We start from the raw sequence: 22,134 nt of genomic DNA, 5'->3' as shown, positions 1-22,134 counted from the left end.
GGAAAAGAAATTCGTAAAATGAAGCAATTTTTTATGACAAATTTAATATAAGTTAACAATTTATTAACGATTGCGTTGTGAAAATACTTCAGTTAATAAATTAGGTTCACATAATAAAAATCTGTTGCTGTATCAGCCGCGCGATACACCATGCGCAATTGCAGTCAAACCGTCAGGCGATCCGACCGCCCTGGCCTACAATAATATTTCCTGCGGGCTGCAATACCAGGTCTGCCAGACAGATCAGCTCATCGTTTTTCTGAATACAGTCGGAGGCATGCCGTACTGTTTGCGAAAAGAAGAGGTAAATGCAGAAAGAGAGGTGAAGCCGATTTCTTCGGCAATATCTGTAATACTGAGTTGTGTTTCCTTAAGCAGTACCTGGGAGTAATCCAGACGCAATCGACTCAGATATTCGTATATCGTTTCATGCATATGCGCCTGGAAAACGCGTGCGAGTTTTTTCTTATGCACGCCCAACTCACTTGCCAATTGATCCAATGTCGGCGGATCATTAAGGTGCTCAGATAAATAGAGTTTGATGCGGTTAATGGTGGCTTCTCTGTTTTCTTTCTGCAGCGGCAAGGTTTGATGCCCCTTTTGCCTGGCATAGGACAGATGAATGTTCATTCGGGCCACGATCTCCTCTATCGTATATTGCCCATAGATAAAATCCACAGCACCGTGTTGCAATGCATGAAGACGAGTCTGTAAATCCGAGGATTTGCTTAAAATGATAATTGGAATATATTTGGTCAATAAAGAACTGCGCAGGATATCAAACAACTCAAAACGATTGCGGCTTTCAGTCAGGTTAAAGTCAAGCACGATCAGATTGGGACATTGTGTCGCGGCGCATTCATATCCCTTTACGTTATTTTGTGCAATGCTCAAATGAAACCCCTGAGCTTCCAGGCTATCGTATAACGCGGATAACGAACTCTGACAAACGCTAACGATAAGGATGTGCTGGTTGTTGGAGTTAATATAGTTACCTGTTCTTTCACACCATATTGATTTATACGTTGGGTTCATTTTTTGCCTCACCGTAGCTTATAAATTATTCTAATAACTACTGATTGTTACTAAAAAAGACATTTTTCAATTACAAGGCAGATCATATCGCCCCCTTGAGAACGCCGTTTTATCGAAAGAGACATAAGTTTGATCTTAAGTTTAATTTCCCCCATTTAGTTGTGTTTTTATAAAAATTGAATTATTTAGTAACAAATATCGTCATATTTTCCGTCATAGGGGAATGAGAATGACGCACCTGCGTTGTTAATCGGCAAGCGCCAGAAACGCGTGAATCAGCTTTTCGCGCACATTGGAGCGCAACCACATGATGCCCAGGTTGCGCGTTGGTACCGGGGCCGGCAACCGATGACGGATCAGGCCGGGATCATATTGATTACCATAGCTCCAGTCGGGCACAACCGATACCCCGAGATCAGCCTTGACCAGATCAGAGATATAGTCCAGCCCGTCGAGCTCCAGCCAGGGTTCAGGATACACCCCGTGCAATTTGAGATAATCGTCAGCCATTTTCCCCGCGACAACACGTCTGTCATAGCGAATAAACGGATATTTTCTCAATATTGAAAATGGGTCCTCCCCCTGTAGCCGAGCCGGCGCAAGCAGGATCAGCGGCTCTTTGCGTAGTGGCTTCCACAAAACAGTTTTAGGTAACTCGAATAAGGGATGCACGAGGATGGCCGCATCCAGCTCCCCTTGCAACAAGCGCTGGTAAAGCACAGTAGAGGCAGCCGGTTCTATCAGAATCTTGGTATCTTCGTATTTGCCAAGCCATTTTCTCAGCATGCCCGGCAGCATGCCTTTGACCACTGACGGCGTCGCACCCAGCGTCAGCGGGCCGGCGGGCAACTCCGTATTGCTGGCCAGCGAATTGAAGTTTCGTACTTCGGCCAGTAGCAACTTGGCCTGTCGCAACGCCTTGCTGCCCGCCGCTGTTGGCATCATCGTTCGGCCTACCCGCTTGACCAGCGCCGTACCAACATCCGCTTCCAGCGCCCGGAGCCTGAGAGACACGGCAGTGGGTGTCAAATCCAGTTGCCTGGCCGCCGCAGCCACGGATCCGAGTTCAACTACCTGTACAAAACTTTCCAGAAATCGGGTGTCCACAGTCGTCCTTTCGATTGAAATACAGGCAAAGCCGATCCAAGTGCAGCGGCGCCCCAAACACAAGTTTTTATTACTTCTGAACCCAGCAAAACAATCTTGTTCTCATGTTACGAACTTTCAATAATAGCACTATGTGTTCGTTTCATTTCACTTGTCATCAACCGCAAAAAAAGGATCCTATGCCCATTATCGAATCGATACAGGTGTGCGCACCGGTCGTGCCGCTTGATAAAGTTACCTCGTTTTCCAACCGCACCGTAAGCGCACGCCATTACGGCCTGGTCAAAGTGACCTCAACTGACGGCGTCACAGGCATCGGATTTTGTTACGTCGGCAGCGCCGGCGGCCCGATTTTTTCCCAGGCGGTCAGCCAGTTGCTGGCGCCGGTATTACTCGGCCAGGACGCCTATGCCGTAGAGGGACTCTGGCAAAAGATGTATCAGGAGTCATTGCTGCAAGGCAGAGCCGGCACCGTGATGCGCGCGCTCAGCGCGCTTGACATTGCACTGTGGGATCTGAATGCCAGGACCCATCAACTGCCCCTGCATAAATACCTGGGCGCTGTTGCCCTGGAGCAGGTACCGGCCTACGCCAGTGGCGGCTATTATCTGGACGGTAAAACACCCGGGCATCTGGGTGAAGAAATGGCCAGTTATGTAGCCAAGGGGTTCAAGGCCGTCAAAATGAAATCCGGCCGCCTCTCGCCCAAAGAAGAAGAACAGCGCCTGAAGGCTGCACGCGAAGCGATCGGACCGGATGTAGAGCTGATGATGGACATGAACAATGCCTGGTATGACACCACCCAGGCCATGCAGTACGTCAGACGCTTCGAACAGTACGACCCGTACTTTATCGAAGAGCCCTTTTCACCGGACGATCTGGAAAATCATGCCCGCCTGGCCCGAATGACACATATACCCATAGCGACTGCTGAAATCGGCTATGGCCGCTGGTACCACAAGTCCCTGATGGATCAGGGGGCAGCGGCGATCCTGCAAACCGATGCTGCGGTCTGCGGCGGTATCACGGAATGGCGCCGCATTGCCCAGACTGCGGCCAGCTATGGCCTGGTCATGTGTCCGCACTGGTTCCATGACCTGCATGCGCCACTGGTTGCCAGCACACCAAACGCTCGCTATGTAGAGTACTTCTGGGACGACCAGGTGCTTAATTTCCGGCGCCTGGTCGATCGGCAGCTATCGCATAAGGATGGTCACGTCATCCTGCACCAGGAACCAGGGTTGGGCTTCGAATTTGATGAGAAGTATCTGGCCAGCCTGACGCAATGGGAGTCAATAAAGAAGCAATAAAAAATCAATAAAGGTGACAGTCAGGCAGACGACGCCCCGGAGAATCACCAGACAAAATAGTCTGTACAGGCAGTAGCATTCAAGCAAAAACAGTACACGTTCCAGGGAGACAAACGTGAGCAAAATACAATTTGCAATTGCAACAGCGACGTTAGCGGCAGCCTCTGTTCCCGGATTTGCCTGCGCACAAGATGCGTGGCCGAACAAGGCGATTACCTATGTAGTACCGTTCCCGGCAGGCAGCAATACCGATGTCCTGGGACGCATCATTGCCGACGAACTGAGCAAGCGGCTGAAAGTGCCGGTGGTGATCGAGAACAAGCCCGGCGCCACAGGTATGATCGGCTCGACCTCCGTCGCCCGGGCCAAAGCCGACGGTTATACCATCATGGGTGGCAGCATCGCCTCGCATGCCATCAACGCCGGGCTTTTCCCGAATATGCAATATGACCCGGCTGGCGACTTCACGCCGATTACGATTATCGGCTTCAATGCCAATACGCTGGTGGTGTCCAACAACAGCCCGTTCTCAGACGTGAAGGCGATTATCGCTGCAGCCAAAGACAAGCCGGACAGCATCAGCTATGCATCGTCGGGAATAGGTACAACGCAACATTTGTCTGGCGTCCTTTTCGGCCAGCAGGCCAACATCAGGCTCGTGCATATTCCATATGGCGGCAAAGCCGCATTACCGGACGTGATGGGTGGTCAGGTAGACATGATGTTCGAAGGACCGACGGTTATCCCGCATGTACAGCAGAAAACAGTCAGGGCTCTGGCCGTCACGTCCAAAACCAGACTGGCCAGCCTGCCTGATGTACCGACCATGCAGGAACTGGGATTGCCCGAGTACGAGATGCGTTCATGGCAGGCCATTTTTGCCCCCAAAGGCACGCCTGAGCCTATCGTAGAAAAGCTGTATTCGAATATCAAAGCCATTCTGGACCAACCCCACATCCAGCAAAAACTGGACACCATGGGTGTTGAGCCTTCTGGTATGCCTCCGGCCGAATTTGCGGCTTTTCAAAAAGAGGAAATCGAAAAATGGCGCGCGGTCATCAAGCGCGCAAATATCAAAGTTCAGTAAACGCACTTCGTCCGTGCTCTGTCTGACACGGGCTTTACAAACCTATCAGGAACCATGATGTCCAATCGAATTAAAGGTGTACTCTCTCCCGTTGTCACTCCGTTTGCCGAAGACTCGACGGTTGATCTTGCGCGATTTACCACCCAGTGCAAATGGCTGCAAGCGAATCAGATCGGCCTGGCGTTTCTGGGCACCAACTCTGAAGCAAACTCGATCTCGCCCGATGAGCGGATCGCCATGATCGATGCGGTTATTGATGCCGGGCTGGATCCCAGTGGAATGATGCCCGGCACCGGCAGCTGCGATCTTCCCACGACTGTGCGCCTGACCCGGCATGCAGTTGATCGCGGCTGCGCAGGCGTACTGATGTTGCCACCGTTCTACTACAAAGGCGTATCTGATGAGGGCCTGTACCGATACTTCTCTGAGGTGATTCAGCAGGTGGGCGATGAGCGGCTGAATATCTACCTGTACCATATTCCCCCTGTCGCCCAGGTGAGCATCACCCTGCCCCTGATCGAGCGGCTGCTGAAGTCTTATCCATCGGTTGTCGCAGGCGTTAAAGACTCTTCAGGCGACTGGAACAATACCCAGGCTATGCTGACCCATTTCGCACCGGAGGGTTTTGACGTCTTTGCCGGCAGTGAAACCTTTCTGCTGCGCACGCTACGCGGCGGTGGTGCCGGATGTATCAGCGCCACAGCCAACGTGAACGCCCCAGCGATACACGCCTTATATAAAAGCTGGCAGGAACCGGACGCAGACAGCCAGCAACAGGCGCTGGACAAAATACGCCAGATTTTCCAGCAGTATCCGATGATACCTGCACTCAAATCAGCCATTGCCCATTGGAGTACGACTTCCTCATGGACTCGCGTGCGCCCACCACTGGTTGAATTGGACTCGCAACAGCATCAGGGCCTGATCCAGCAACTGGAAGCAGCCGGTTTCAGTATCACCGGCCTGGAAACATAACAGTCGCCAGATGCGTTTCGGTGTCAAACCGTGCCCAACGTATGAGGACATCAACCGCTTGCTCACGGCTACCCAGCCTATCGCTGAGCAGCCGCGCCGCACTGACGGCAAGCCTTGTAGCGCCTGTCTTTAAGTCCATTAATCGCGACCGACCAGAGCTGTTTACCGTCGGCCAGACAGACGTAGGTCGGCGCCGCTGATCAACTGACTTCGGCCGCCGACGCACGTGGCGGCGTCTGCTCACGAAACCCTTTGGTCAGCTCCAGCGCCTGTCGCTCGAACAACCGCCGGTACAAACCGCCCTCAAGCCGGATCAGTGCTTCGTGTCTGCCCTCTTCGATAACCCTGCCCTTTTCCAGCACCAGCAATCGATCCAGCGTCCGAACCGTGGATAAGCGGTGGGCGATGACAATTGTGGTACGACCAACCATCAGACGTTCCATGGCCTGCTGGATAAGCACTTCGCTTTCGCTGTCCAGACTGGCGGTTGCCTCGTCCAGGATCAGGATCGGACAATCAGCCAGAAAGGCCCGGGCAATGGCGATACGCTGACGTTCACCGCCGGACAGCTTGACCCCTCGCTCGCCAACCAGCGTTGCATACCCTTTTGGCAAAGAGACGATAAAATCATGAGCGCTGGCCAGCCGTGCTGCCATCTCTATCTCGGCCTGACTGGCATCGGGTCGCGCATAGGCAATATTTTCCGCCAGCGATCGATGAAACAGAATGGGTTCCTGCTGCACGATGGCGATCTGGTTGCGCAGCGAAGCCTGGGTCGCATGTGCGATGTCCTGACCGTCAATACAAATCCGCCCCTGATTCAGATCGTACAGCCGTTGAATCAGTTTCACGAAGGTTGATTTACCCGAGCCCGATTGTCCTACCAGCCCGATCCGTTCGCCCGCCGCAATCGTCATCGAAAAATGGGCAAACAGCGGCGTCACATGATCGCCATAACGGAACGAGACGTTTTCGAAACGGATCTGGCCGTCACGGATAATGATCGGCATTGATTGCTCACGGTCATCCACACCTATTGCCTGGGCTTCCAGCCCGACCAGCTCTTCCATGTCGTTTACAGCCCGTTGCAGATTACGGATGTGCATGCCAACGTCACGCAAATACCCCTGCAACATGAAAAACATCGTAAGTGCAAATGCAATATCGCCGACACTGGCCTCGTTCCTGCCCCATAAATATAATGCCACGCCAAGTATCGCCGTCTGCAGAACAACCAGCAGAAAGCCCTGCACCCCGCCGTTGATCGTGCCACGGATCCAGGTGCGACGCGTGCGACGGCGCCATTTGTCTATGACACGCCTGAGCCGGTCTTCCTCTCTGGTCTCGGCACCAAATGCCTTGACCACCGAATTACAACTGATCGCATCGGCCAGTGCCCCACCCATCCTGGTGTCCCAGGTATTGGCCAGACTCGCAGCAGGCGCAACGTAAGCCAGCGATAGAAAAATAGTCACGCCAATATAGATGACCGAACCGAGTCCGACGACCAGACCCATGACGGGCCACTGGATGCTCAGCAGCAAGGTTGACCCCACCAGCATGACTATGGAAGGCAGTAATGCCACCAGCAAGGTATCGTTCAACAGATCTATCGCCCACATGCCTCGGGTAATTTTTCTGACAGTAGACCCGGCAAAACTATTGGCGTGCCAATCCGTGGAAAAACGCTGCACCCGGTGGAATGCATCGGAAGCAATTTCACTCATCATTTTCAGAGTGAGTGCTGTAATGCCCAGGAACGTCAGTTCCCGGCACAGGGTACCGCTCAGGCCCAGTGCAGTCAGCACCCAGAAGGCAAAAATAGCGGCATCCCAGGCAATATCGGTGCTGTGCACATTTGAGGCAACCGCATCAATCAGCCGCCCCGCATACAATGGCGTGAGCACATCCGCAACGGCAGACAGCAACACCAGGCCTGCGATGACTGTGACCCGCAAGGGCTGCTTGCGCCAATGAGAAAGGGTAAAAGACAATACGCTTCGAAAAGCGTGGCTACGAAAATCAAGTTTTTTCTGAATCATTGATGACATCCCGGCCGCCTTGTGAGCTTCCGGCATTCCGTAAGGAGAAGATTGACGACAACAGGCATGTGCCCCGAAAACATCGGAGTGCTGAATGCTGCGCTTTAAATGTAAGGCTGCGTCTTGGAGATGAGCGCCGACCTAAACGAGAACCGACTTAATGTTGCGGGACGCTGAGCGGGAAAAAGTTATGTGCTGTTGCCATTGACTGACTCCCTTTAGGTGGTGATTGAATAATAGAAAAGACCGATTTTTATGTCGGTCTGCTGATATTAGCTGAGTAATGGTTGTCTGACAAGCCTAGGGCCTGAGTTGGCGTTGTCCGTGCGCAACGAATAAGCTAGTTTGGATTCGCGGGATCCAACACGTTGAACCTAAGTATGGTTTTCGAGGTTCATACTTATATGCGATTTCTCCTATCCATACCCCTACTCCTCAGCCGGCGGCCATTGCTGCGCTGCGTGCAGCACCCGTAAGATACGTAAGGTAAAGGGGTTTTCCATGTACACGACAACGTAATTCGTCCGGACGACTATTTCCCGCGTGCCCTCTATCCGTCCAACCCGGTATAGCCTCGGATGCGCCGGCAGCTTCGCTACCTTGATCTCAATTTCGTCTTCTAGCTTTGCGCGGCGGCGGGACTGTCGTCTGAAATGTAATCGACAATTGCCAATAGATCGTCCCGGGCCAACTGCAACCATTCAATGTCGGACACCGCGCTTCCTGTCAATTAAAGCTTGTATCTCGTCCATGACCTGCTGATGTGCTACGCTCGGCCGATTATCGGTCAAGGCTTCATGCACCTTGGCTCGGAACCATTTGTCATGCGCTTCTGGGTCAGTGGCCAAACCCGCCGGTAACCCGCCCTCCTTGGTTACGCGGGTGAGGAATATCCGCACAGCATCCGAGACGGACAAACCAACATTGGCCAGTTTTTCGGTCGCATCGGCCTTCAATTTTTCATCTACACGGATGTGCAACATAGATGTTTGCGCAGCCATCGTAATTTTCCTAGAGTCAGATATACTCTAATATGTATCTCATTCGAGATACAGTCGAGTTCGACTGTGCACTTTCGGGGGCGATAAATTAGTCCTAAATTTTTCGCCTTGCCGCCCTCTTCGAGCTGAATGGTGTATGGCTGGTGGATTTTTGGTGTGTAGCCGGTGTTTCGCTGGTGTATTGTTTGTGTAGAGTTGGTGTATAAGTGGTGTTGCACAAGTGTATAGCCGGTGTATTTTGGGTGTATGTGCGAAAACGCTGGACTGTCTACGCGCATTTGATCCACAGATGTGGTACCAAATTTTCACGTATGACATGCGTTTCGACCCATTTGTAGCGCTATATGTACCACACCGCCGATCCGACCCATAATCACGAAACCCGCATGTATAAAGGGTTTTGAACCCGGTTACGGGTGCGTCATGTGTGTTGCCTTTAAGGCCACAAATGAGCGGGCAGCGAATTTGGGGAATTGAAGGCAACCGCAGGGCCCTTTTAAGGGTCATGCAAAGTCCCATAGTTGGGCCCAGGCAACGCCTGGGATCAATAGCACGTTTTCGATTTATAGCCGGGCACAGCCAAAAATCGGCAATTTTCCTTTATACGCCAGTGGAATGGCTGGCATTATCCACTTTCCACGACAAGCGTAAACCAAGTGCCTGAGCAACTTTTAACACTGTCGCAAGGCTAGGATTGCCTTCGCCAGAAAGGGCCTTATCTAGCCCCTGACGGCTCATACCGACATCACGCGCAAGTTGACTCAAATTTCTGGCTCGTGCGACATCACCAAGCGCAGCCGCAATTAGGCCGGGTTCTCCGTCTTCCATTACGGCATCAAGGTAGGCAACGATATCTTCTTCGCTCTTGAGATAATCAGCCGTGTCGTAGCGGCTAAATTTAACGTCCATCTTGTTTACTCCTTCCATTGTGTGGCTATTACCTTTGCGTGGGCAATGTCACGGCTTTGAGTACGCTTGTCGCCGCCACAGAGCAACACCACAACCACCGGACCGCGCTGCATGTAATATAGGCGATACCCAGGGCCATAATCGATTCTCATCTCGGAAACACCCCCACCGACTGGCTTAACATCGCCAGGATTACCCAGGCTGAGCCGCCGAATGCGGGTTTGTACCCTTGCCCGTGCTTGGCGATCCTTCAGCGAGTTAAGCCAGCGGTCGAAAACATCGGATTTAATAACTTCGATCATATGTCAATTATAGTTGCTAATTGATTAATATGTAAACTGTAGTTGCTGTTTTTAGCAAATTTGCCCTAACCGCTGAGGATAGGGCACCAAGCAAAATTATATCTGGGCGCGTTCGGCTAGCGATATCGCGGTGTTGCCTGCAACAATAATGTGATCAATCAAACGTACTTCAATCAAATCCAATGCCTGTTTCAGATGACGCGTTAGTGAAAGGTCGGTAGCGCTGGGCTCCGCTATACCTGATGGGTGGTTGTGCGACATAATTAGTCCCGCAGCATTCAAACGTAAGGCGGTTTTCACGATTTCGCGCGGATATTCGCTAGCTTGCGACAATGTGCCGTGCGAGCGCTCGATATACTTAATCACCTTCAACTGCGCGTTCAAATAGACGACGGCCAAGCACTCATGACCCAGACCGCAAAGCTTTGCCTGAAAGAATGCTTTGACTCGACCGGGCGCATTGAATTGCGATCCGCATGCAATCAGGCTTTCTGCTGCAATACGAGCAGCAGCAAGAACCTGCGAGTCAGTGGCCAAACGATAGCGACCCCTGGGGCTGCGTACATATAACGGTTGCGCTTCGTTCATATCGTCATACCCAAGGGCTTGAACACTTCCTTCCTGATACATCTTTTGCTCCTGAAAAATGATTTACTCTGGCTACCGGGGCCGAAGATTCAGAGCCTGTACGTAGAAATTTCGGTATCGCAGTTCTACGCTAGCCTCGGTTTGCCACCGTTGCCGTGAGTTCGTCGCCTTGCCGTCGAGAACCACGTAGCGCCGACCGGAAAGGGGCGGGAACGCAAGCCGCAGCCCGGAGCGAAGCGCAGGGACCGGGTGAGTACACGGCGAAGCGTACCCCTTGCAGGAAGAAGCGCAGTGGTACACGTCGGCAGCTCAGGGCGGCGAGCTCTCGGTAACGGAATCAGAGGCAAAATAGAACTGACTGCGAATCCCGGCCGCGCGGCGAGCGCTTAATGCAGTGCCGTTGGCGCTGCTCAAAATTCGCCGATGGCGCAGGCACACCGTAGTGCGTAGCGCCATCAAGCGTGAAGATATGAGAAACGGATAAAAGAATGCTCTAACCCAAAACAGGTAGAGTCAAAGAGAAATGCCCCCGTTATAGTGCCGGAGGCATGGATATAGAACCGCGCTATTAGTCGTTGGAAGTACCAACAGTACGTTTTATTTCTTCGAGCGCAGCAACTGCAGCATCTGACTGCCCTGCCCCTGGATATGCTGCCAGATAGATACGCAACAATTCGTCAACGTGGTTGGGTAGCCGATGGCGCAGCTCCTGACGAGCAAAGTCACTACCTTCAGCAGCCAAAGCGATTAGTGATTCAGTGGATGCCATTTTTGCGCCATAGATACTATCAACAACGGATTCCGTCATTTTTCAAACTCCTTCATTTGTAGGTCAAGCTACCTCACAAGCTGTGCAGATGATCGTACTTGAGACACCATGATTTCGGACGAGTTCCTCTATAACCGGGCGCCCCGCATGTATTCAAAGGGAAAATCGCCGTACATACGACTACCAGTGCAACCAAACGGCTCAGCAAACTTATGCAAAAGAATCAGCGAAGCGTCATCTTCATCCATCGGATAGAATGTCCCCCCAGGGTCGCAGTACATCTCGAAGTCCCCCTGCTTCATGCCGCAATGCTCGCAGTGGTTCATCCAGTACGAGCTTTTCGTGGTTTTGCTGAAATCAATGCGGTAGTGCGGAGTCAATGCTTTGATGCGTGCGGCAATTGCTGGCAAAAGATTGTCGACGTAGTGAACAATAGTTGGTTCCTCGTGCCGATACCACGTATCCGGCTCCTCATCCTCATTGTCGTATTCTAGCGATTCGTGGCCGGCGGGCAGTATGAAACCAAACACGCTCGTAGATTTGCTGCATCTCCAGCAAATCTTAGTGGTTTGTGCAATGAAATAACTACCTGACCGAACGGTGATGTCCGGCTCACGCGGCAACCATCTGCTAAAAGCGCTCGCATCTATGCCGTCTGGCACATACCAGACCTTTCGTCCACTATCCCAGCGAGCACCAAGCCGCTTGGCCTCATCCTTCTCGGCGAAGGGCACCTTAAGCTCAATGCGTGCCATACCGACTCCTAAGTAGCTGCCCTGGAAATATGCGGGCAAACCCAATGTGTTAATTCATAAATAGCTTTCCTACCTGATGAATAGACAGATTCCTAATCTAACGTATCAGTTACCTGAATTTCCATGTGGTACATCAAGTATTCAATAAACCAACCTTTGCTTTCATATCCCACACATCAGGACAACCCATGCACTTTCAATCAATGTGTCTCATTCAATACGCCTATCGCTCCATCATAGCCGTCGTACTACTTCTCTGCACGCCTGCCTATGCGGACTTTCAAGGCAAAGTGATAAACGTTATAGATGGCGACACGATCGACGTTCTGGTTAACCTCCAAGCGATTCGTGTGCGATTGGCCGATATTGACGCACCCGAACTTGGGCAACCTTTCAGCCAACGAGCGCGTCGACGCCTCTCTGGCATGATACTTCATCAAAAAGTTGAGATTATTGAAACTGGTACCGATCGATATGGCCGAACTCTTGGCACAGTCTATGCAAAGTCGAACGATCCTGGCCAAATCGCGCAGCTCACCAACATCAATGCTGTTATGGTGAAGGGCGGTACGGCATGGGCCAATAGGTATAAAGGCGAACTAGCAAATCCACAAATGTATGTGCTAGAAAATGAGGCACGGCGTCAACGACGTGGGCTATGGTCTGATCCAAATGCGCAAGAGCCGTGGGAATGGCGGCGCAAGTCAAAAAATCGCTAGAACAGAAACCAAGTAGACTACAGTGGATATCTACATTGAAAGACGCTCAATGTGAGTAATCTTAACTATGCAGAGCTAGTCGCAGCGGGCTAGAGTTTTGTGTACTAAAAGGCGAGTCAATCATTTCAACTCACTGTGAAAGTTATTTATTCCCTTACTCAACAAATCCCTTAATATCTTTTCTCGCCTTCGGTTATCCGTTAGTGCCAGGGATACCAGCTTACATGAAGCAAGTCGAGCAAGTCTTCGTGCCAAAATACGCTTGTGCAAAGAAATCGGCTCTAGCCCAGATCGACCGTGGATAAATCGACTTCTTAGTTTAAACAAGTCATCGTAGTCGCAGACAACGTTCTCTCCAAGTGCCGCGCTTAATCGAAATGCAACATGCAGCGATGGTTTAATGCGCATTTTCTTTAGTAAATCCAACTTAGGATCTCCATGAATTCCGAAAGCAGCCTCGATTACTATTAAATGCGCCATAAATTCGTCGATCCCATTTGCTAAAAAAGCTCGTACTAAAAAATGAACAACAGGCGTTTCAAAAAGCTCAGTTGTACGTGCATTTCGTAATTTTTGCCATGCTTCATGTGTGAGACTTTTTATCTCCGTAACCTCCGATGCAGCTAACCACAATGTGATCGGGCGTTCAGTCTCTATCTCTTCACCGTTTTCATCCTCGTAGATTGCTGGTTCGAAAGAAAGACTTTCAGGTCTGGGTGGAGGTGATGGAAAGACAAAAAGGTCATCGTCCTGCGTATATACCCATGGCATTCGAAAACCTCGCCAGTCAATGGATGCAGAGGCTTCCCATTGTTCCCAAGGTAATTGCAAAATAAAAAAAAGAGCATCCTCTACTGCTTTTGGCACACGACCCGCGTGAGGCTCTATGTCACCACGATCAATATCACTTTCATCTGGAAAAAAAGGAAATGTACGTACTCCGTTATCAAGGTGAACAGTGATTTCTTCTTCTACGACCAACCAATTAAACTGAGCAAGTTTTTCCGACTCAAACGGCAACGTCGGGAACCAAAGTGCTAACTTTCTACTATCGAATAGACCCTCCAATCCTTCCTTAGTGAAATTCTCGATTCGTGCATTTCCAAAACTAACAGAGGGAAAATTTACGGCTAAATCAAGGGGACAGATATGCCGACGAATCACCGTCTTGCGAGAAAAGGCGTCAACTAAACTGTCAGCCACTGATTGCAGATCAAGTGACTGGCAATTTGTATTCGGAGCTTGCCAACATGGCAGACCAAGCGATCTCAACGCACGGCCCAGCGCAAATTTCCCTCCTATAGTTATTTTTCCATCACTATATCTTTGTGCACAAAGTTCATTTAACGCGCCGAACTCCGGGATAGATAAAATATTTTTTGGCCCAGGTGCTGGGATATTCCATAAATCGGTCAATGCATTGAGAAATTGCTGGTCTGCTGGCATTTTTGAACATATCCTTAAAGGAATAAATTTGCTAAGGTTCCGTGACAGCGTACGGCACGAAAGATTATGAGCTACAAACTATAAGGAGTCAGCATAGGCTGCGACTTCATAATGAAAACTCAGAAGAGGTTAAGCTCCGAATTGATCCATCAAAATAGTTTATAAAACTGCCATTTTTGAGTGCTCAACCAGTTGACTTCTTATCTCTCACTGTAAGATCAATCAAGATGACTTCAATCGCAACAACGCCAGAAAAATCATGAGCGACAGAGTCCCAATAAGACTTAAGAGAATCTTTCAAATCTGATAACGTAACAAATCGATTCTCAATCTTCCAGCGCAATGCTTTACTCTTTCCTTGCCAAATCAAAAGCATGACTCCGCGACCCGCCGTTTCTTCGCGCAGATAGTCACCTGCTAGTTGATTGCGTAATCGTTCGCAAAGACTCGGACCAGTCCAACTCTTATCTAGTAACTTGAGCTCGATGGGGACTGGTGAAGACACGTTTGGGTTCTGCACCCAAATATCGGGCCGTTGTTTATTCGGCATTTCATTTTCTTGAGCACAGGTATAACGACCTAAAGATTGGCCATTCAACCACCCGGCCACAAGATTGCGCATCTCAGTTTCCCCTTCCACTCTTTGCCAAGTTTTATAGGGACTGTCGTTACCCTGCTCGATCCATAACTTCAGATCATTCAAACGACTTACGCTGAGTTCGAAAAGTTGTCTATGAGTTAATGGTGTACTTATCTGACTCTGACCATAATCCCGTATCTGCTGAATTGACCATGGCTCAATATCTGCATCCTGCTCTGCCCGTTTGTAGGCACGTTTTCTCATCCAAGATCGATATTCAACGTCCGGGTGATCCTTCTCGAGTTGCTTAAGAGCAACATAAGTCTCTTTTCCGGGAATTTCAGATAGAAGATTGAAAAGCGCATTTCTACCATCTTGTGCATTGTCACGTAGTCCGGGAGAGTAAACTCCTGTACCTGCACGTTGGACGTCACTAATTGCTGGAATAAATCTATGCATAAGTATGTATAACGCCTTGAGATCTTTTACGTTGCGGAAATTACCGCTGTATGGTCTGCTATTGAAAGACCGCCCCGTACCCATCAATTCCGTTATAAATAACTGTGCTTCTAGAGAAGCCTCTTCCTTTTTTAGACTTGACAGCCATTCTTCAACAGCGAAAATCCCACTCTCTGGCTCACGATCAACCCAAAGCGCGTACCAAATTGCTAACTGATTCTTTGGTGCAGGATGCGCAATTTTTGATTTGGCCAATTTCAGAACAGTGTTGCCGTCGACATCTGCACTTTGCAGTATATGGATACAATGAGATAAAACAGACAGATTTCGAATTTCATTCACTCCCAGCCATGTGAATATTGGGAAGATTAGGTGCTGATGCACCCATGGAGCGTAATAAACCAAATCATGCAATATATAGTGCATGGGTTGGTCTGGCTCAGAATTGGCTAACTCCCACTCCATTTCAGTACAAATTGCTTCAATTACTAGTGTTGGAGCCGCCCGATGCAAATGCTCAAGCCATCGTGGAAAGCCATTTAGCTCCCAAACAATATATCGAAGCGCATGACGAATATCAGCTTCAATCAAATTTGCTGGAAATCTATCGTCCTCGTTCGCCTCTATTTCAAGCCCAGACATTGCAAAGGTCAGCGCATAAGGAACCGACCTTATATTATCTCCGTCAGATCCAAGTCCGGGAGTATAATTCCGCCAGAATGATACCGCTGCATCTCGATAAGCTAGTGCGACCTCTTCACCGAACTCTGGTATCAGGGCTCGCCAATTAGCCGTACCACTACGACTAGTTTTAATAGTTGAGTCGTCGATCTCACGCAACAAGCAGTATTGATCTTTGCTAATTGCTCCTTCTTTCATGGTTAACGGGTGACGCACAATATCCGGAGCTGCTTTCAATCGTTTGACCCATTTTTTTCGGGAAAGCTCGAGCTCCTGCTTCTTATTTCTCCTTATTTCCTCTCGTATCGCCTCCTGTTCTTCAAACTCCAAGATACTTGGATGTGTTGTTGGACTCAAAATTTGCTCAAGAAAGTCGCTTAGATTCGCGCATCCGTCTACTGTTCGCTTAAGCTCGAGCAGCCAATCATCAGGCTCCTCGGCCAACATATAAATTCTGTGAGCAAGCGACAGGGCAACCAATTTATCATCCAAAAAGCCACGGTTTGCAACAAAACCCAAAACATCCCAAAACCGATCTATTCCGAAATTCCAGAAATGCCCCAACATTTGAACAGAGCAGACATTGATCAGGCGTTCAAATTTGTTCTTTTCTAGCCTACTTATACGTGCTTCTTCAATGCTTTGCCAAAACAATGCATCATTCAGACGCTTCCAATCAGGAACAGCTTTATAAAGATTGCTTTTGTATTCGTCAAATGCTTCGACCTGCCAAAATCGAGCAGCTGGTACCATCAACATGATTCGTAGTGCTTCCGAAGATAGAGCGAACTCAGATCGCATCGAAACCAACCGTTCGACAGCATGGACTGCGGGTCCAAGCAGCCATAGGAATTTCTTTGAAACATGAGATTCTCCTCGTCCGATATGAGGCGTCTGACAAAGAAATATATTCAAACCACTGACTATCGTTTCCAAAGGCTGTGGTCCAGCTATAGAATCATCAACCGTCAGACGATCAATGAAGCCGTGCAGAGCATGGCTCAACCCTGTGCTTTCAAACCGCTTGTATGGCTCCATTTTATCGATTTTTTCGATCAAAAATTTAACGGAATTCATATGGGGAGTCGCATTATTCAGTACCTCGGCAAGCACCTGACGAGGAAATGCATCGACCGATCTTTTTAGCTCAACCATCATATTATCTATGTCAATATCTTCTCCACAAGTCATGATTGCACGTATCGCTGCAACACGAGCATAGATCCCCCGCTTGTGGTCGATTGCTATACCGATCAGGGTTGGCACGCATTCCCTCATTTCACCTTGCCAAACCAGTCTTCCTAAGAAGAAAATTGCGTCATCACAATTTCGATATTTTAAGAGGAGTTGAAGGACGTCGTTGCTCAGGTCCGGTTGAGCTATTCGTGCGATAGCACTATTGTCACGCACCGAGCGCTCGTCATCACCATTAGCAATACGATTTACGATGTCTGTAAGGATAGATTTCCTTACAGCAACAGGAAGATATGCTGCATCACCTCCTTCAACAGCAATTTCAGGAGACATTTTCAATACTTTTTCTTGCAGCTCGCCGTCGAGCAAGATCAGCCATGGCAATATTGGTCGCAGACGAGGCGTAACAACTAAATGCCCATACTGCTCACGCAAAAACCAAGATTCAATGGTGTTGCGCGAGCCACCAGTTTTTAGTTGCTCACAAAACCATTCAGCAGCTAGCAAATCTCGCACTTCTCGATGTCGAAATCGCACTATTCCGTAAAGAGCATCGTTGAAAATACCTCGTTCAAGCAATGCTTGAACATCTGTAGGTTCCCAGTCTCCTAAAACAGTTTTCGCGTCAATGCCTTTGTTTGGTTGCACCGAGTCTGGAACACAAATACCTGGCTCTCCAGTCAGCACCACTGCAGCAGCAAGCAAACGTGCACCACGCCTTGCTTTCTCCCGATTGATTGGCTGTCGTAGCGCACGATTCGGATCGATTTCATCCAACCAACAATCGATATTGTGTTGTATTAACCCATACTTACCATCGAGTGTTTGATCAAGTGCCCATTTAGCCAGAATACCTTCAAGATCAAATGGTCGGGCTGCCATAGCTATTAGATTCGCACGCTGCAGATCTGCGATCAGTTTGTCTATCTCTGGTGTTCCTCTATGTTCAGCAAAAAGACGAATTCCACTTTCATCAAGTGGATCAAGCAAATAGACTTGCAATGCGCTCTGAGATTCATTTTTCTGACCATCATCGACTTTTTCGAGAATTCTATCTTTTTCTACTTCCTCTACTGTTGGCTTTATATATGGTATGTATCGCTCCAGTAACTCTCTATCTGAACGTGCTCGCCACGCATAGGGACGACTGGAGATGAAAATGTGTGCGCGTTGATACGCAGGCTTGATTCGCCTAGCAAAACGCTTAATTGCCTTTTCGAAATTGTGCGGCGCTTCCAATCGAGCCTCATCAACGGAGTCAAGAAAAAACCATGCATCTTCTTTCGAGCCAAGCCAACTCTCAAATGCCGTCGCGCTCCCAACTTCAAATGCATTTTCGAAGTCATCCTCGATGTCTTCTATTCGAATGAAAAATGCAACCTGGCCCCGTTTTTTTGTCAAATTTGCTTGAGCTTCCATTTCGAAGCTTTTCCCAGCCCCAGCTTCGGCCAATATTACACAGCGGAATTCTTGCTTTAGGTCCTCCCAAGTAATAGGATTCGGCTCCAGCCCGACCCACCCCACTTCTTGGTCATCCTGGTCGGATTCGGACTTTCGAATTAAAGAAAAATGCCTTTCAAGCGGAACAAACTTGTCCTTCATGTTGCAATATCTCCGGATTGCTTGAGTGAAAACTCATAAATCAAATCCAAGCAAGATCTGATGCTCTAATGTGAATCGAATACACAATTATTTAAATTATTTTTTTATTTGCGCTCCAACCCTATAGCTTACAATTGGACGTCGTTCGCTATTCAAAAAAAACTTTAAACTCAAAATTCGCGTTGTCGGATCTTTTTTCTCTATCCAGTCGAAGCAATCTATCAGCAGACGCCACGCACAGGCTATGTTGATTTGCTTTTCTTCTATGAGGAACGAAAACTCATGTTTCACAACGGTACTAGCATGAAAATGCTCAAAACTACACCGAATATGATTTACAGCGGTTTCAGCGCTAAGAATGCGTGACTTTGTATAGGCCCAAAGTCCAAGTTCCACAATAAAGACCTCAAGGTCGGTTTGACTGTGAATGGCTTCGAGTTTTACCGTGTCTGCTAGTTGACTACCATTATCACAAGAATCAATCGCTCGGCGTACAGCATTAAGACTGACCTGGCTCGACATGAATATTGTGGGGTAGCTCAAACTGAGTTCCAATGACGGTTTATATTCCAAGCGGTTAGTCAGTACTCTAATCTTAGTCTCAAATCCAGAATTAACCGAGATGTCCCTAAATTGTTTTACGGGCTCAGGCGCATAAATTTCATTCAATGACTCCGTACTTGTAATATAACCAACTACGGCTCCAAGAAACCTTGCTGGCATCTCGTATTCATTTTGTTTGTTTGGATCCCAACGTTGTGGGCTTTTCAAGGAGTGATGTCGCAACTTCCCACGCAGGAGAACAAGTGTATGTATACTTTCTCGTAAGTTGCCTTTGTTTTCAAATACACCGTGCAAATGCTTTGAAGTTGCAACATCAAGATTTCGCATATCCGATATTGTATCTTTTAGGCTTTCACACACAATTTTATTTGACGAGAGCAATTCGACCTGTTGACCAGTTTTTGTCTTCCCATCACAATATCGGCTTTCTAGAAACAGAAACATATTATTGTAAGAATCTATATAACGGCCTGCTTTATAAGCTAAACGTCCTTCGCGATAATGGGACACCGACTCAATTCGTGAATCTTCAATATGTCCAACGCAGAACGCTCTTCCAATCTGTTCGAAATCACAGGTAGAACCCTGGGCATTGTCTCGACTATGACGGAATGATTTGATAGGGATCTTTTTCTGCTCCTCGATGCTCTCAGGCCGAAATCGAAGTTCGTAATTATCTAAGTCCAAATCAAATACTTGTACTCCACTGACTACAGCTTGCCAGCTTAATATTTGCTGGATTGCTAGCATTGAATACTCGCCACAACTAATATTTATCTTTGCGCGCGCACCGATTTCAGGCGAGTTCGTGAACGTGGGTGCATTCTCAATGCCAACATTGGCATATGAAAGACAGACTTTTTTGACAACATCACCGTCTCGGTCCAAAAAAAAAGTAGTGTTACCAATCTTGATTGGCCAACTCTCCATAACCTCAACGTAATTTTTAACTTCAAATGCAATGGTGACAATCATAGAATTTTCAATTTTTTTGATCTTTTATTGACATTACTTTTACGCATATTTCGCTAAAAAGCACCCAACTCTAAATCTAACACAATATTACATAATACATATTTAACAACACGAAGCACGAAAAGAGTGTTCGCCCCGGAGGCAAATCCACATTTGCATCCAAATTCTTAGAATTAAGCAAACTTACTCTTTTTGGTGGATAATACTGTTTTTATATACAGTATTGTCTGCCATGAAAACCTACCTTGACCTGATTCCGCTGGTGCAAACCTCGACCAGTGTCGGGCTAATTGCGAGCAAAACGCCGGCCGGCTTTCCATCCCCCGCCCAAGATCTGGCCGTAAACCGGATTGATATTGGTGAAATTCTGGTCAAACACCCTACCGCCACTTACTACATGTGCGTCAAGGGCAACTCAATGGCCGAAGCTGGTATTGACGATGGCGATCATTTGATTGTTGACCGATCCCTGACAGCTAAGCACAACAGTATCGTTATTGCCGAGATCGATGGAGATGTGACCGTAAAACGACTGCACAAAAAAAACGGCATGATCCGCCTCAAAGCAGCTAACCTTACCTACCCTGACATAGTGCCGGTTCCCGGCCAAGAATGGATGATCTGGGGCGTTGTCACGCACGTTATCAAGGACCTACTATGACCTATGCCCTCATAGATGGCAATTGCTTCTATTGCTCCTGTGAGCGCGTGTTTAGGCCATCCCTGAAAGGCAAGGCGCTTATCTCACTGTCTAACAATGACGGATGCGTCATTTCGCGCACAGACGAAGCCAAGGCGTTGGGCATCAAAATGGGCCAGCCTTGGTTTGAGATCAAGCATTTGGAAGAAAAGGGCTTGATCGGCCTATCTTCCAATTTCGCACTGTATGGCGACATGAGCGACCGAATGATGAGTATTATTGGCCGATTTTCGCCCTGCCAAGAGATCTACAGCATAGACGAAAGTTTCGCAGATTTTTCCGGTATTGCCGAGGACTTAACCGCCTACAGCCAGAAAATCCGCGCTGCTGTCTTGCGCGAAACAGGGATTCCCACCTGCGTGGGTATCGGCGCGACCAAGACCCTAGCAAAGTTGGCGAACCATATCGCCAAAAAGCAGCCCTCCTGGTCCGGCGTCTGTGATTTGACGCAACTGGACCGGTACCAACTGGCCGATATGATGAAAAATATCGAGGTCGGGGAAGTCTGGGGCATCGGCAGGCGCATCGCCCGCAGGCTTGGTGAGTTAGGTATCTACACAGTCTTTGATCTGGCTCGCATGAGGCCTGAAGCTGCCAGAGCCGAGTTTTCGGTTGTTGTGGGCAAGACAATCCAGGAGCTGCGCGGAATTTCCCGCATTGATCTGGAGGAGTTGCCCGACCCCAAAAAGCAAATTATCTCGTCCCGCTCCTTTGGTTTACCAATGACTGACCGGGCTGGACTGCAAAGCGCCCTGTCTGAGTTTGTCGCCATTGCTTGCAACAAACTGCGCCAGCAAAACTCAGTGGCCGCCAGCATGCAGATATTCATTCGCACCAGCCCTTTTGACAAGGGTAAGCAATACGGCAATAGTCGCTTGGTCACCCCGCCCTGCCCGAGCGCCGACAACCTGGTATTTACCAAATATGCACTTAGGGCACTCGAAACGATCTGGCGGCCTGGAATCAAATATAAAAAGGCAGGGGTTATGTTGATGGACATATCGCCTGCAGATACGGTCCAAGGCGAACTCTTTCCTGTGGAACCTGAGCATAATAATCGGGCGCAGCTGATGGTAGCCCTGGATGGGATCAATGCCCGATATGGCCGGGGGTCAGTAAAAACCGGCAGCATAGGTTTTCACGACCGCGAGCATTGGTATATGCGCCAGGAACTTATAAGCCAGGGATATACTACGAGTTGGAGCGAGGTACTAATCGCAAGAGCCTAATTACAACTTACAACTGTTGTACCTGCATTTCGCACCCCAGTTTCCATCAGTAGCATTGCCCCAGAGTCGATTCTCTGAATCTCAGATAGAATAAGATATGTCAAA

19 protein-coding genes are annotated in these 22,134 nt (G+C 48.8%); 6 read left to right on the top strand and 13 right to left on the bottom strand.

The window, feature by feature from the left end:
* Positions 1-243: 243 nt before the first annotated feature.
* Complete coding sequence (locus MIM_RS04095) at positions 244-1,035, bottom strand: response regulator transcription factor (protein ID WP_084458912.1); 792 nt, start codon at positions 1,033-1,035, stop codon at positions 244-246.
* Between the two features lie 246 nt (positions 1,036-1,281).
* Positions 1,282-2,142, bottom strand: coding sequence for a LysR family transcriptional regulator (locus MIM_RS04090; protein ID WP_025371492.1), 861 nt, complete (start codon positions 2,140-2,142; stop codon positions 1,282-1,284).
* 179 nt (positions 2,143-2,321) lie between these two features.
* Between MIM_RS04090 and MIM_RS04085 the strand changes: the two genes are divergently transcribed.
* The 3 genes from MIM_RS04085 (at position 2,322) to MIM_RS04075 (ending at position 5,514) form a co-directional block, all read left to right on the top strand.
* Positions 2,322-3,452, top strand: a complete 1,131-nt coding sequence (locus tag MIM_RS04085) for a mandelate racemase/muconate lactonizing enzyme family protein (protein ID WP_025371491.1) — start codon at positions 2,322-2,324, stop codon at positions 3,450-3,452.
* A gap of 115 nt (positions 3,453-3,567) precedes the next feature.
* Positions 3,568-4,539: a Bug family tripartite tricarboxylate transporter substrate binding protein gene (locus MIM_RS04080; protein ID WP_025371490.1), complete on the top strand. Its 972-nt coding sequence runs from the start codon at positions 3,568-3,570 to the stop codon at positions 4,537-4,539.
* Positions 4,540-4,596: 57 nt separating this feature from the next.
* Positions 4,597-5,514: a dihydrodipicolinate synthase family protein gene (locus MIM_RS04075; RefSeq protein ID WP_025371489.1), complete on the top strand. Its 918-nt coding sequence runs from the start codon at positions 4,597-4,599 to the stop codon at positions 5,512-5,514.
* 200 nt (positions 5,515-5,714) lie between these two features.
* Here MIM_RS04075 and MIM_RS04070 read toward each other — a convergent pair whose 3' ends face one another.
* From MIM_RS04070 to MIM_RS04035, 8 genes are all read right to left on the bottom strand, one after another.
* On the bottom strand, positions 5,715-7,556 hold the full coding sequence (locus MIM_RS04070) for an ABC transporter ATP-binding protein (RefSeq protein ID WP_025371488.1): 1,842 nt from the start codon (positions 7,554-7,556) through the stop codon (positions 5,715-5,717).
* A 428-nt stretch (positions 7,557-7,984) separates the two neighbouring features.
* Complete coding sequence (locus tag MIM_RS04065) at positions 7,985-8,257, bottom strand: type II toxin-antitoxin system RelE/ParE family toxin (RefSeq protein ID WP_456047803.1); 273 nt, start codon at positions 8,255-8,257, stop codon at positions 7,985-7,987.
* A complete protein-coding gene (locus MIM_RS04060) occupies positions 8,258-8,557 on the bottom strand; it encodes a type II toxin-antitoxin system RelB/DinJ family antitoxin (RefSeq protein WP_025371487.1) in 300 nt (99 codons plus the stop codon).
* Between the two features lie 600 nt (positions 8,558-9,157).
* On the bottom strand, positions 9,158-9,466 hold the full coding sequence (locus tag MIM_RS04055) for an addiction module antidote protein (protein WP_025371486.1): 309 nt from the start codon (positions 9,464-9,466) through the stop codon (positions 9,158-9,160).
* A gap of 5 nt (positions 9,467-9,471) precedes the next feature.
* On the bottom strand, positions 9,472-9,768 hold the full coding sequence (locus MIM_RS04050; RefSeq protein ID WP_025371485.1) for a type II toxin-antitoxin system RelE/ParE family toxin: 297 nt from the start codon (positions 9,766-9,768) through the stop codon (positions 9,472-9,474).
* A gap of 96 nt (positions 9,769-9,864) precedes the next feature.
* A complete protein-coding gene (locus MIM_RS04045; protein ID WP_187329599.1) occupies positions 9,865-10,356 on the bottom strand; it encodes a JAB domain-containing protein in 492 nt (163 codons plus the stop codon).
* Positions 10,357-10,924: 568 nt separating this feature from the next.
* Positions 10,925-11,164 carry a hypothetical protein gene (locus MIM_RS04040; RefSeq protein WP_025371483.1) on the bottom strand — a complete coding sequence of 80 codons (240 nt, stop codon included), beginning with the start codon at positions 11,162-11,164 and terminating at the stop codon, positions 10,925-10,927.
* 89 nt (positions 11,165-11,253) lie between these two features.
* Positions 11,254-11,880, bottom strand: a complete 627-nt coding sequence (locus MIM_RS04035; protein ID WP_025371482.1) for a DUF5710 domain-containing protein — start codon at positions 11,878-11,880, stop codon at positions 11,254-11,256.
* 188 nt (positions 11,881-12,068) lie between these two features.
* On the opposite strand from MIM_RS04035, the gene MIM_RS04030 reads away from it, so the two are divergent.
* A complete protein-coding gene (locus tag MIM_RS04030; RefSeq protein ID WP_245592810.1) occupies positions 12,069-12,599 on the top strand; it encodes a thermonuclease family protein in 531 nt (176 codons plus the stop codon).
* A 120-nt stretch (positions 12,600-12,719) separates the two neighbouring features.
* On the opposite strand, the gene MIM_RS04025 is transcribed toward MIM_RS04030, so the two are convergent.
* The 3 genes from MIM_RS04025 to MIM_RS04015 all read right to left on the bottom strand — a co-directional run bounded on the left by MIM_RS04025 (position 12,720) and on the right by MIM_RS04015 (position 20,100).
* Entirely contained in the window at positions 12,720-14,045 is a 1,326-nt protein-coding gene (locus MIM_RS04025) for a hypothetical protein (protein WP_025371480.1), read from the bottom strand.
* Positions 14,046-14,229: 184 nt separating this feature from the next.
* Positions 14,230-18,561 carry an NACHT domain-containing protein gene (locus MIM_RS04020; protein WP_025371479.1) on the bottom strand — a complete coding sequence of 1,444 codons (4,332 nt, stop codon included), beginning with the start codon at positions 18,559-18,561 and terminating at the stop codon, positions 14,230-14,232.
* 96 nt (positions 18,562-18,657) lie between these two features.
* On the bottom strand, positions 18,658-20,100 hold the full coding sequence (locus MIM_RS04015; protein ID WP_025371478.1) for a hypothetical protein: 1,443 nt from the start codon (positions 20,098-20,100) through the stop codon (positions 18,658-18,660).
* 232 nt (positions 20,101-20,332) lie between these two features.
* Here MIM_RS04015 and MIM_RS04010 point away from each other — a divergent pair, with 232 nt between their 5' ends.
* On the top strand, positions 20,333-20,761 hold the full coding sequence (locus MIM_RS04010) for a LexA family protein (RefSeq protein WP_025371477.1): 429 nt from the start codon (positions 20,333-20,335) through the stop codon (positions 20,759-20,761).
* Positions 20,758-22,029, top strand: coding sequence for a Y-family DNA polymerase (locus MIM_RS04005; RefSeq protein WP_042069943.1), 1,272 nt, complete (start codon positions 20,758-20,760; stop codon positions 22,027-22,029). Before MIM_RS04010 ends, MIM_RS04005 begins: the two co-directional genes overlap by 4 nt.
* The last annotated feature ends 105 nt before the right edge of the window (positions 22,030-22,134 follow it).

This window comes from Advenella mimigardefordensis DPN7, assembly GCF_000521505.1.
GTDB lineage: Bacteria > Pseudomonadota > Gammaproteobacteria > Burkholderiales > Burkholderiaceae_B > Advenella > Advenella mimigardefordensis.
This window is presented reverse-complemented; position numbering and strand designations above follow the sequence as displayed.